The sequence below is a fragment of the Hymenobacter puniceus genome, from assembly GCF_014333525.1.
In the GTDB taxonomy this organism is placed as follows: Bacteria; Bacteroidota; Bacteroidia; order Cytophagales; family Hymenobacteraceae; genus Hymenobacter.
Genome location: NZ_JACSCX010000001.1, coordinates 703,879 through 715,685, shown reverse-complemented (window position 1 = coordinate 715,685; position 11,807 = coordinate 703,879). Strand labels below are relative to the sequence as shown.

The window sequence follows — 11,807 nt, the reverse complement described above, 5'->3', positions numbered from 1 at the left end:
CTAGGCCGGCAGCTCCACTACAAGCACTAGCGCAGCGGGGCTGAGGGCTTCCAGCTCAACGGCCGCCGTGTCCCAAAGGGCCAGGCCGTCCTTCTCGTGCAAGAGGCGGCCTTCTACCTCGAAAGCGCCCACCAGTACAAACACAAATACGCTGCCTGCCGGATCGGCGAGCCGGTAAGTGGTTTCGGCGCGCCCATCAAACTGCCCCAATGCCAGCCGGGAAGATGGCCCTGTGCTGGCCATAGGTGACAGCAGCGGCGCCAGCTGGTTGCGCAGATCAGAGAACTGAAATTCCACTACTGCGGAGCTGATTGGGTCCGGTAGTGCGTCCAGCCACACATGCAGAAAGCTGATGACGTCGGTAGGGTAAGGGTTGGCAAAATGCAGCGTGCCACCGGCCGGCAGGTGCAGCAGGTGCAACTGCTCCACTTCGGCAGACGCCAGCTCACCCGGGGCCGTGCCTACCAGCACTGTGCCCGTTATAGGCAGCAGCAGCACGCAGGTGTTTTCGGGTACTGGTAGCGCTAGGCGTTGCCCGCCGGCGAGGCTTTCTTCATTGAAGGCCCGCAGTTTCCCAAACGCTTCTTTGTGGGCGTGCGCATACTCGCCGAAGCTGAAGGTGGCGTAGCGCTGGTATTGGGCGGTGGCAGTCAGGCCCCGCTCATCGGCCAGAAATATTTTACCGGGCGTGGTCGGGGGTATCATGCGTGCTGGCGTCTTGCAAAGAATGAATAACCAGGTAAGGCTGCAGCTGCAGCATGCTCGTAAGCACCGGCCCAGCCGCTGCTCCCGGCTCCGACAGCAGCAGATACGGCCCCACGGTGTCGTGCCAGAGCAGCGGCTCGGAGTAGAAGCTGATGGCCACTTGGTGCCGCGTCTTGTCGTGCAGGTCAGAATTGATGATTTCAAACTGAAACTGACTGAAGCGCAGATAGTAGCGCCCTAGATTATCGACGATGTCCGGCACGCGCCCGCCCAGCTGCGGCAGGTAGCCGCGCACGGCCGCACTCACCAGAAAATGTAGCTGTCCGGCTCCTGGCACGTGCTGGAGCAGCTCGGCAAACGAGTGGTGCGCGGTGCCTTGACTGAACGTCTGGGCCTGCAGCCGGAACTCGGCGTACGTGTCCTCGAATACCATCCTTTCCCAGAGCCGGGTGGTAGTGGTATCGATGAGCTTGCGGTAGCAGAACGTGATGGTGCGCGGAGCCGGCATAAAACAATACGAAAGGGTATGCCCGGCACACTACGCGCCGGGCATACCAGGAAATGGCAGTGCTTCAAGCGGCCACGCTGAACGTAATGGCCAGATTGAAGCCGGCCGTAGTGCTGCCCGTTACGGTGGCCAGCTGCTGCGTCACCCCGTCGCTGAACACGTTGTCCTGCGCGTTGGCCGTATAGCCACTCAGGCCTTTGGTATACCCGTTCACAGCCGCTACCGCCGAGCCGGTTCCTTCCGGAAAGGCAATCTGCGTGACTTTAAGCGACGTGCCGCTGGCCGAGTAGATGTGCACGTGAATGTGGGTAGCCCGGCCATTGTACCACCCCGGGAAGACGCTGGTAAACGACACCACCCCGCTGGCGTTGGTCGTCTGGCGGCCGCGCAGAAAGTGCACGTTTTGGTAGTTGGTGCTTTGCATACCCGTGCCACCATACTCCGAGTAGTTGCCCTCGGCGTCGCAGTGCCAGATATCCACCAGCGCACCGGCCAGCGCCGCGCAGCTGGCGTTGGTGTTCTGCACGGTAATGTTGACGGCCATCTGGTAGCCGGTTTTGCTGTCTCGGATGTCGGAGCGCACATAGGAGGCCGGCGCTTTGGTTGGGAACGGGCCCTCGGTCTCGGTAGGAGCCACAGCGCAACTGCCCGTGCCCGTGCCGGTAGTGCCGCCCGTGCTTGTGGGCGTAACGGCATCAGCTTCTTTGCTGCAGGCCGAAAGCATAACGGGAGCAGAGGCGGCGCCTAACAGCAAACTTTTAAGAAAGTGCTTTCTTTCCATGGTCGTAGAGAATTAGCGTACCGGAAATGGTAAGCGAATATGGCTGCTCCACCGTCCTACGCCCGCCTACAATCGACCAGCGCCGTGTGTTCCTCTACAGAATGCCCGTTTCAGGTCTGGCCGACGTCGGCATCCGTCATCTAAAACAAAGCCGCCACCCACCCCGGAAGGCAGATGGCGGCTACTATAATCAATGAGCGAGAAACGAGGTTCGAACTCGCGACCCTCAGCTTGGGAAGCTGATGCTCTACCAACTGAGCTACTCTCGCTTGCTACTTGGTGAAACAAAAGTACGCGGCAGAAATGGAAATGCAACTGCCGTTGCAAGCTGCCGCGCCGGCCGATACGGGCAAGCTGTTTTTAAAGGGCACTGAATTGCCGTAGAAGCTGTTAACACTCCATCAATGCTTGTGCGAAATTCTGGGTTATCCGGGAAATTACGCCGTTAGCTTTTTACATTAGCCCCCCATTGGTTGCCTATGCCTCCGTTGCCACCCGTTACGCGCCGCATTGTGGGAATGATGACTGTGCTGGCTGGTTTTATGCTGCTGGTTGCATTCTTTCTCCGAATGGGCATCACCTACTACGCGTACAAGCAAGCTGGGCCGGCTGCTGTCTATAACCGCGAGTTTCTAATGAGTTTGCTGTTGTTGGCTGGTAGTGGCTTGCTGCTGCGGTACGGCTGGCACACATGGCGCCCCGGTAACGATCCGCTGGATTAAGTGTACGTTGCTAATTGGTGGTAACTCGCAACGCTGTCCGGCGTACCTTTGCCATCTTCCAAAATCTTGCCCGAATCCAGCTGCTATGTCTTCGCCGCTCACCATTACCATTGCCAAACGCACTGCCGAGCTAGCCGCTCAGCTCGCCAGCTTGGGCCGCCAGACATTCCACGACACCTTTGCTGCCACCAACGACCCTGCTGATATGGCGGCTTATCTGGAAGCAGCTTTCAGCCCCGAGCTGCAGCTGGCCGAGCTGAACGAGCCCGACGTAGTGTTTCTATTGGCCCGGATGCAGCAGCAGCTAGTGGGCTATGCTAAGCTGCGGCTGCATTCTACCTTGGGGCAAATGGAAGGCAAGCTGCCGGAAGAACGTCTGGAAATAGAGCGCCTGTATGTGCTGGAAGACTGGACCGGTACAGGCTTGGGCGCTGCCCTGATGCGCCGTGCCATTGAGGAGGCCCGGCAGCAGAAGTGCCGCGCAGTGGTGCTGGGCGTGTGGGAAAAAAACGAGCGGGCACTGGAATTCTACCACCGCTTCGGTTTCAAGGCAGCCGGCCAGCACGAGTTCAAACTCGGCAACGATGTACAGAACGACTTGATTTTGCGCAAAGGGCTCTAAACCAAGTGTCTTTGTGTTGAGGCGCCTGAATAAGGCGAGGCGCCCGATACCCGCAAAGCCGGCTTGCGAAAACGAATGCCGAAGCCGCTCTACCTTTGCCTATCTGCCACTTAGCTGTTCGCGTGAATCTTCCCCTGCCCGCCACCGCATCTTTCTGGGCCCGGCTCCTGCTGTGGGCTGCCCCCGTGGGCTTGCTGCCAAGCTGCTCGTCGGATGCGGGCCGCGAAACAGCAGTGGCGTTGCCTACCGGGCACTACGAGGGCACCGTGGCGTACCAGGGAACCGAGCTGGCGGCGGTGCTGGAGCTGCGCGAAACCATTCCCGGCCAGTTGGAAGCCGATATGCGCTTCCCACAGGATGAGGGGTTGAGCTTTCCGGCTGATGATGCGCGCTATGCGGCGCCGCAGCTGCTGTTCGAGCAGACTGGTATAACCGGCGGCATGCAGGTATCAGCAGTGCGCGAGGGTGATTTTCTGCGGGGTGTGTTCACGCTCGACAGCATCCGGACAGACTTTGTGTGGGTGCGCCGGGGCAAGGCCCAGCCGCGTCCCTACCAGTTGGATACGCTGCAGGTGCCCGCCAGCCGCTTGGCCCTTTTGGTGCTGGTGCCTACCGATACGCTGGGCCGTCACCCCGCCATAGCCCTTTTCGCCGACGACACCCATCAAGGCGCCGCCCGTCTCCGTGCCGACCAACTGGCCCGCCAGGGCTTCGTCACGACGGTGGTATCCGTGGCGGCGGGCACGCCGGCCGATTCGGTGGCGCTGCAGGCGGCTGCCGCTACGCTGCAGGCTCTGCGCCGGCATTCGGCCGTGGATGCGCTGCGGGTGGGCATGTGGGCGCGTGGCGCCGCCGCGTTAGTGGCAGTGCCGGCGGCCACGCTGGCCAAGCCGCGGGCCGCCTTTATGGTGCTGGAAAATGTGCCGGTAACTTCCGCTGATGACGCCCGGCCGCTGCAGCAGCTGGCGCAGCGCCGGGTGCCGGTACTGGGCCTCTACGCCGCCGCTGATACGTCCCTGAACGTGAAAGACAGTGCCCGCCGCCTGCGCAATGCCGTTGGCTACCGCCGGGCTACGCAGGTGCGCATATTTCCAAAAGCCAACGCCCAATTTGTGCTACCCGGCCGCACCAGCGCCGACGGCAAATGGACCTGGCCTGCCGCTGCCCCGGGCTACTTCACTGCCATCGAAGACTGGCTGAAGTAACTACAGAACCTGTCATTCCGAGCAGAGCGAGGAATCTGGATGCTTCTAATGAGTAACCCAGATTCCTCACTCTGCTCGGAATGACAGCTTTTTTACAGCACCAACAGCCCTTTTTCGCGCAACGTCAGCCACGCCGCCGATTCCAGAAACCGCTCGAACGACTGGCCGGCCGGGAAGCTCTGCGCCACCTCTTTCAGCAGCACTTTCGTGTCATAGTCGGTGGTGAGGCGCGTGAGTAGGGCATGCAGCCAGGGGCCGAGAGCGGGCGGCACGGCTACTTCAAAGTCTTCGGCCTGCTCGTAGAAGGTGAGTACTGCCCGCGAGCCTTTCTTGCCGTTTTCCTGCCGCAACTCCGGCGCATTGCCCAGCCAGAACAGCCGCTGGTTTTGCTTCGCGAAATCCGGCTTGCCGGGTTCCTGCAGCGCCTTCTGAACCAGCTGGCGCGGTACTGTGGACTTAGGCACCCGGAAATCAAACCAGAAGCCAAGCGGCTCGTGCAGCGCCACACCGTGCAGGTAGTTGTAAAGCGCCTTGGCTAGGCCGGGGCCGAACTGCTCGTGGTCGGTGCCGGTGGGGTCGTCGTGCCAAAGGTCGTTCCAGGCGAAGGGGCCGGGCTCGGGACCGGTGGCGGCTACTTGGTACTTCGCGGGATTCTTGCCTACCGGCGAGTGCGCGGTCATCGAAAACCGGTGCCAGTAGCCGCTCTGCACAATACCAGCCTCAAACAGCTGCCGCACCACTTCTAGGCTGTCCACGGTTTCCTGGGCCGTTTCCGTCGGGAAGCCATACATCAGGTAGGCGTGCACCATGATGCCGGCCTGCGTGAAGCCATCCGTGACGCGGGCCACCTGGGCAATGGTAACGCCCTTTTCCATCAAAGCCAAGAGCCGGTCGGAAGCCACTTCTAGGCCGCCGCTCACCGCAATGCAGCCCGAGGCGGCCAGCAGCCGGCACAAGTCGGGCGTGAAGGTTTTCTCGAAGCGGATATTGCCCCACCACGTAATGCTCACGCGGCGCTTCAGCAGCTCGATGGCCAGGTCGCGCAAAGCCAGCGGCGGCGCAGCCTCGTCCACGAAGTGAAAGCCGGTCTGGCCAGTCTGAGCAATGATCTGCTCAATTCTATCCACCAGCAAAGCGCTGGGCGCGGTTTCATAACGCGAAATGTAGTCCAGCGTTACGTCGCAGAACGAGCAGCGCTTCCAGTAGCAACCGTGGGCCACCGTGAGCTTGTTCCAGCGCCCGTCGCTCCAGAGGCGGTGCATGGGGTTCAGCACCTCAATCACCGACAGATACTCACTTAGCAGCAGATCCGAATAGTCCGGCGTGCCCACCTCGGGGTGCGGAATGTCCGGAAATGGCTGGTTGATGTACTCCACCTCGCCGGCCGCATTACGCAGAAAGGTGCGCTGGAAGGGTAAGGGCTGAGTTTCCTGAACGTCCGTCCGCTCTCTTGAACTGTCATACTGAGCTTGCCGAAGCATCTCTACCGCTTCGTTGCCAAACGATAGATTAGCCAGCGGTAGAGATGCTTCGGCAAGCTCAGCATGACGTTCTTCTTTTCCAATCAAATACTCCAACAGCCGCAGCCAAGGGCCTTCGCCATCGTCAAGGGTCAGGTAGTCGATGTAATCGAAAAAGCGCGGCTCCCGGATCTGGCGCAACTCGGTGTTGGGGTAGCCGCCGCCCATCAGGGTGCGGGTGGTGGAGCTGAGCTGCTTGATGCGGCCGGCCAGCCGCAGCGCGCCGTAGAGGTTGCCGGGAAAAGGCACCGTGAAGCCGGCCACGTCAGGCTGCACTCGCGCTACTAGCTCGTCTACCAGTTCCTGCAGCATCTGGTCGAGCAGGTTGGGCGCAGCCTGTAGGGCTTCGTGCAGCGCATCAAACGTGGTGGCCGACATGGCCAGCTTCTCGGCGTAGCGCGAAAAGCCGAACTGTGGCCCCACGGTTTCCTTAATCAAGTCGCCGAGGTCTTCGAGGTAAAGCGTGGCCAGATGGCGGGCTTGGTCGGTGAGGCCCATGGTGCCGAAGGCCGTTTCCAAGTCGGCAATGTTGTCGAAGCGGCTGCCTTCGGGCAGGAAGCGGCTGTGGCAGATGCGGGGCGCGAGGGTATTATCCTTGTTCTGCAGAAAGCGCACTACCGGCTCAATGGTACTCAGGTAGCTTTGGCGCAGGCGCAGCATTCGGCGGGCGTTGTCGGAAAGCGAAAACGCGCCGGCCGCAATGGTGTCGAACACCCGCGTCAGGCCCGGCTTCGAGAACAGCTTTAGCACCAGCTCCAAGCCCAGATCGGCCTGCGTGACGCTGTAGCCGCGCGCGCCCAGAAACCCCTTGATGTAGGCCGTGGCCGGATAAGGGGTGTTGAGCTGCGTGAGCGGCGGCGTGATGAGCAGGATGCGGAGCGAAGAAGTAGGCACGGGAACAACAACCGCCAACCGGCAGCAAAGGTGCCCGCAAAGGTACGGCCCAACAGGTTGCGGGCAGGCTAATAGAGTTGGTCTGCTTTATCGATGCCGACCATCTGACTAAGAAACCCTTCCTCACCCTTACTTTCCCCTAAAGCAGATATCGATTCAGCCCGAACATTGGGTTGAGCAAGCCACAAAAAAACGGGGCCTCAAACAGATGTCTGCTTGGGGCCCCGTCAATAAAATTGGTTGGCTATAAATCAGCGCCGCTGGTTGCTGTTATACTAGTTGATCAAGGGCAATGCGCTTGGGCAGCAGCTCGCGGCGAAACTCGCTGACCGAGTAGCCGGTCACCTGGCGGAACTGGTTGCTCAGGTGCTGGCCGGAGCTGTAGCGCATGTGGTCGGCAATTTCACTGAGCGTCATTTCACCGTAGCTCAACATTTCCTTTACCCGCTCAATTTTCAGGCGAATCAGGTATTTCTCGATGGTAAGGTTGGCCGTGCGCGAAAACACCTTGCTCAGGTGCGAATACGTGGCGGCAAACCGGTCGGTGAGGAAAGCGGAGGTAGTCAGGGGCATGCGCGCGGTGCGCAGGTGCTCCAGGTATTCACCCAGCGCAGCCTTGATTTGCTCAGTCATCTGCTCGGCCCGGCCCATCAGCACGTCGAAGCCAGCTTCGCGGAGCAAAGGAGCCACGGCAGCCAGATCGGCGGGCGTGTCCTCTTCCAGCATTGCCTGGCCCAGCGTTACTTCGGTGGGATGATATCCGGCTTTTTCGAGCACGGTACGAACGGCTTCCACGCAACGTGGGCAAACCATGTTCTTGATATGAAGCAGCGTTGTTTTCACGGGTTATAAAGGTTTTTCTGACCGAGTTACTGTACGCGTAGGTTTACGAACGGTTGCCGGAACCGGAGCGGCCCGGGGCTTGCGGCCTGGACCAGTAGCCGGTGCAACTCCCGGCGACGTCAGCCACTTAGCGGCTGCCCAGCTTACAAAAGGAGCTACTGCCAGAAAAGTTACGGACAGTAGCCAGAAAAATACGAAAAAGGCTCTGAAAAACCGGCTGAAAAAATAGTCGTCGGAAGCCCCGAACAGATAGCCGACCAGTGCCAGCGCCAGCCCGAAGCTCACTCCGGCCATGATGCCGGCGCGGCGCAATAGCTGAGAGGAAAGGAAAGCGGAAAGCGAAGGGTGTTGCATAAGCAGGAAGCAGAAAGACAAATATACCAGTTCCGGCTCTGACGTAGCACCCGCAACGCTGGCAGACTACTCCCGTACGTACATTCGGTTATCTTGCAGCATAACCGCTTCAACTCCATTTCTGTCTATGAAACGTCATTTGCTCCCCAGTCTCTTGGTCGCCACACTAGTGGCCGGCTCCCTCACCGCCTGCGACACCGGTACTTCCACCGGCGACACCAACGTGGAATACGGCGACTACAAAAAGAAAGACCCGGACCCCGGCCAAACCACCGCTTCTGACTCGGCCACAGCTGGCTTGCAGCCCGACACCGCCGCCGGCCCCACCGGCCGCCAGCAATACGAGAAAGCCGCTGAAGCCGTAGACCGCAACAAAGACGGCATTGCCGACTAGCCCACACTGCGCTTGCATATAACGCCAAACGGCCGGCCCTAAGTAGAGCCGGCCGTTTGTATGAAAATCAGGCAGCTGATGAGCCGCCTACTTGAACAGGAAGCCATTAGGCGCAATGCCCACGGCAAACGAATCGACGGCCGCGCCGGTAGCCGAGAAGCGCACCACCCGCCCGTCGGCCGAGAAGCTGCCCGTGCCGGCATAGATGGTGTTGTCCTGCGGATCGATGCCGAGACCGTAGAAGCTGCGCCGGATGAGCGGCGTGGCTGGCAGGCTGGTGGCCGTAATGGGCAGCTGGTATACGCCCGTAGCCAGGCCCACGTAGATTTTGTCGCCGGCACCGTTCACACGCAGGTTGCCGTTGCGGTAGTCTTCCGGAAACGTGATGCGGGTTTGCTGGGTGGGCGTGCCCGGGCTGAAGCGCACCAGCGAAGCCAGCGGCTCGGTGTAGTCGTCGGAAAGCACCCACACGTTGCCACTGGCGTCGGTAGTCACGTTTTTAGGGCCGGCTGGCACGGTCACACTGCCTTCCACGGCGTCGGTGGTGGGATTGATGACGGTGAGCGTGTTGCCGTCGGAGTTGGCCACGTACACTTTGCCGCCCGCCACAGTCAGTTGCTCGGGGTTGATGCCTACCGGAATAGTTTTCGTCACGGTGTTGGTGGTCAGATCAAGCACCGACACGCGGCCGGCCGTGTAGCCCGTGGAGAAGTTGCCCTGCCACTCGGTGAGGTAAGCCTTGTTCGGCGCCACCTGCACCAGATAGCGCGGCTGCGAAAGGCCCGTAATCTTCTTCACCGACTTGAAATCGGCCAGCGTCACGACCTCCACCCAGTTACTGTTGTTGGCCACCAGATAGGCGTTGTCGCCCACAATGGTCATCGACTGCAGAATGTTGCCCACGCCGCGGCCGTTGGCGGCCAGAAACGGGTCTTTCTGCACGGCCTTGGTAGCTTTGCTGAACACGCTCACCGAGCCGCTGCCAGTCAGGAATGGGCCCTCGTTCACCACGTACACCGTTTGAGTAGTGACGGGTGGCGTGACGGGCGTTACTTCATCGTCTGGGTCGCAGGACGTAACGGCCAGAGTCAGGAAAGAGGCGGCGCCAAGCAGCGCGTAGCGGCGCGTAGCCGTAGGGAAATGAAACATGGATAAAAGAAAAAATGGAAGATGAAAACAGATGAAAATCAGCGCCACGCCACGCGCAGGCTGGCCACCCACGAGCGGCCGGGCATGGCGCGGCTCTGGTAGCTTTGGTAGCGGAGGTTGCTGAGGTTGAAGCCCTGCACCAGCGGCGTCAGCCGGGCTTGGCCCACCCGGAACTCATGGCCCAGTTGGGCGTTGAGCAGCAAATAGGAGGGCAGGAAATCGGTGCCGGAGGCGGTGGTGTAGCGAAAACCCGTGAAAGTAAAGGCGCTGGTTAGCAGCCAGCCGCGCCAGCTGTGGTCGGTGCTGAAAGCGGCAGTGTGCAGCGGCACGTAGGCCAGCTGCTGGCCCACCGGGTCTTCGTCGAGGGCGTAGCCGCGCACTTTACGAGAGCTGGTGTAGGCGTAGGCGGCGCGGGCGGCTAGGGTGTAGCAGCCGGGTTTCCAGCGTAGCTCGCTGCTGGCTTCTAGGCCCTGGGCCAGCACCTGCCGCAGGTTGTTGGGTGCGTAGCCGAGGTCGGTGGGCAGCCACTGTACCCAGTCGTCTACGCGTTGCCGAAAGGCGGTTAGCTCGGTCTGGAGCAGCAGGGTGGGAGTGGGGCGTACTTCGTGGCGCAGGCCGGCCTCGTAGCCCAGGCTGGTTTCGGGGCGCAGGTCGGGCTTGCCGGTGGGGTACCAGAACCGCTCGTTGAGGGTGGGGGCACGGTAGCTGCGCGAGGCGCTGGCTTTCACACTAAGCTGCTGGGTGCCGTGCTGCCAGGCCAGCCATTCGGCGCCGGCTGTGGGCGTGAGCGGGGGCCGCCGGCCGCTGATGAAGGCCTGCCGCACGTTCAAACTGAGCTGCAGCCGCGGCAGCGGATCGTAGCGCAACAGCCCAAAGCCGCTGAACCGGTTTTCCATCACGGTGGGTGCCTCGTAGCCGTCTACATGGGCTACGAAATGCTGCGCTTCGGTCCCCACACGCAAACTGAGCGTGGGCGCAAAGCGGAACGTGTGCTCAACCTGGGCCTGGCTGGTCTGCACCCGGGAGTTGCTGCGTACGCCGTCGTCTCGGTAGTTGATGATGTCCTCGAACCAGGCGGCGCGCACGCTCGTCTCGTGGCGGCTGCTTACGTGGCGGTATCCGGCAAGCAGGCGGCGGCTTTGGTCTCGCTCCTGGGCGTGGCGGTTCACCGAGCCCAGTGCGGCCTGAATCTGACGGTCGGCGTCGGTAAGCCACACGGCAGCCGTGAGTTCTCCCTGCTCGCCTACCCGCAGGGTGGCATCTTGCGCTATACTCCACTGTCGCAGCTGTGCGTTTTGCTGACGCTGCACGGGGCCATACACCAGCCGGCCGTTTTCGCGGCCCACCGGCTCGCGGTACGGAAAATCGTTTTGGGCCGTGCGGTAAGAGGCGGCCGTCCTAATAGAGAGTTTCTGGTTGCTGAACGTGGCCTCCGCCAAGCCGGCCGCCAGCCCGAAACTGCCGCCATCCAGCTGCCCCCGGCCCTGTAGCCCCTGCCCCCAGCGCGCCGGCGACGACAGCAGCACCGTGCCGCCAATGGCGCCGGTGCCGTACGTAGCGCCAGCCGGCCCGTGCTGCACTGCCACCTGCGTGGCGCCGCTTACGGGCAGCAGTGCAAAGTCAGCTTCGCCTAATGAAGGCAAGTTGATGTTGAAGCCCTGCCACAGTACCGCCGTGTGCCGGGCCGAAGTGCCGCGTAGCGTGATGCTGGCCAGCTGGCCCGGGCCGTAGTTTTTCAGGTAAAGCGGCGTGCGCAACGACAGCGCATCGGCTAGGGTGCCAGCGCCGGCCTGCCGGAGCGCTAGGGTGTCGAGGGTGGTGCGGCGGGTGCCGGTAGCGAAGCGCGTGGCCGGCAGGCCCTGCACACGCACCGTCGGCAGCGTCTGCACCGAATCAAGGGCGTGCGGCGTGGTTTGCTGGGCGGCGGCCGGTACAGCCAGGCCCACACAAAGCAGCACAAGCAGCCGCGGCCAAAGCCGGGCAGCAAAACGAAGATTGATTAGCTGAACCAAATTTTCGGGTAAGGAAAATTCAGTTCAGAACTCCGACGCCAGCTTTCGTTGCCGAAAACCAGGCCGCAGCCGAGGCCGAAAACAGGAAAATCCGGCGG

At 61.4% G+C, this 11,807-nt stretch carries 11 protein-coding genes and 1 tRNA gene; 4 read left to right on the top strand and 8 right to left on the bottom strand.

From position 1 onward, the window contains the following. From H8B14_RS03080 to H8B14_RS03065, 4 genes are all read right to left on the bottom strand, one after another. A complete protein-coding gene (locus tag H8B14_RS03080; RefSeq protein WP_187314121.1) occupies positions 1–705 on the bottom strand; it encodes a pirin family protein in 705 nt (234 codons plus the stop codon). Then, positions 680–1,213, bottom strand: a complete 534-nt coding sequence (locus H8B14_RS03075) for a hypothetical protein (protein WP_187314120.1) — start codon at positions 1,211–1,213, stop codon at positions 680–682. The genes H8B14_RS03080 and H8B14_RS03075 overlap by 26 nt, the downstream gene beginning before the upstream one ends. A 64-nt stretch (positions 1,214–1,277) precedes the next feature. Next, complete coding sequence (locus tag H8B14_RS03070) at positions 1,278–1,937, bottom strand: dioxygenase family protein (RefSeq protein WP_458363597.1); 660 nt, start codon at positions 1,935–1,937, stop codon at positions 1,278–1,280. Positions 1,938–2,190: 253 nt separating this feature from the next. Beyond that, positions 2,191–2,263: transfer RNA gene (locus H8B14_RS03065), tRNA-Gly, on the bottom strand. A gap of 210 nt (positions 2,264–2,473) precedes the next feature. Between H8B14_RS03065 and H8B14_RS03060 the strand changes: the two genes are divergently transcribed. The 3 genes from H8B14_RS03060 to H8B14_RS03050 all read left to right on the top strand — a co-directional run bounded on the left by H8B14_RS03060 (position 2,474) and on the right by H8B14_RS03050 (position 4,543). After that, positions 2,474–2,716, top strand: coding sequence for a hypothetical protein (locus H8B14_RS03060; RefSeq protein WP_187314118.1), 243 nt, complete (start codon positions 2,474–2,476; stop codon positions 2,714–2,716). A gap of 85 nt (positions 2,717–2,801) precedes the next feature. Continuing rightward, complete coding sequence (locus H8B14_RS03055) at positions 2,802–3,338, top strand: GNAT family N-acetyltransferase (RefSeq protein WP_187314117.1); 537 nt, start codon at positions 2,802–2,804, stop codon at positions 3,336–3,338. A gap of 122 nt (positions 3,339–3,460) precedes the next feature. Further along, positions 3,461–4,543, top strand: a complete 1,083-nt coding sequence (locus H8B14_RS03050) for a hypothetical protein (protein WP_187314116.1) — start codon at positions 3,461–3,463, stop codon at positions 4,541–4,543. Positions 4,544–4,635: 92 nt separating this feature from the next. On the opposite strand, the gene H8B14_RS03045 is transcribed toward H8B14_RS03050, so the two are convergent. Then, positions 4,636–6,957: a B12-binding domain-containing radical SAM protein gene (locus H8B14_RS03045; protein ID WP_315984798.1), complete on the bottom strand. Its 2,322-nt coding sequence runs from the start codon at positions 6,955–6,957 to the stop codon at positions 4,636–4,638. Between the two features lie 270 nt (positions 6,958–7,227). Further along, positions 7,228–7,752, bottom strand: a complete 525-nt coding sequence (locus H8B14_RS21280) for a helix-turn-helix domain-containing protein (RefSeq protein WP_187314114.1) — start codon at positions 7,750–7,752, stop codon at positions 7,228–7,230. Between the two features lie 529 nt (positions 7,753–8,281). Between H8B14_RS21280 and H8B14_RS03035 the strand changes: the two genes are divergently transcribed. Continuing rightward, a complete protein-coding gene (locus H8B14_RS03035) occupies positions 8,282–8,548 on the top strand; it encodes a hypothetical protein (protein WP_187314113.1) in 267 nt (88 codons plus the stop codon). 87 nt (positions 8,549–8,635) lie between these two features. On the opposite strand, the gene H8B14_RS03030 is transcribed toward H8B14_RS03035, so the two are convergent. Further along, a complete protein-coding gene (locus tag H8B14_RS03030) occupies positions 8,636–9,697 on the bottom strand; it encodes a DUF5074 domain-containing protein (RefSeq protein ID WP_187314112.1) in 1,062 nt (353 codons plus the stop codon). A 38-nt stretch (positions 9,698–9,735) separates the two neighbouring features. Then, positions 9,736–11,643, bottom strand: a complete 1,908-nt coding sequence (locus tag H8B14_RS03025; protein ID WP_187314111.1) for a TonB-dependent receptor plug domain-containing protein — start codon at positions 11,641–11,643, stop codon at positions 9,736–9,738. Between the last annotated feature and the right edge of the window lie 164 nt (positions 11,644–11,807).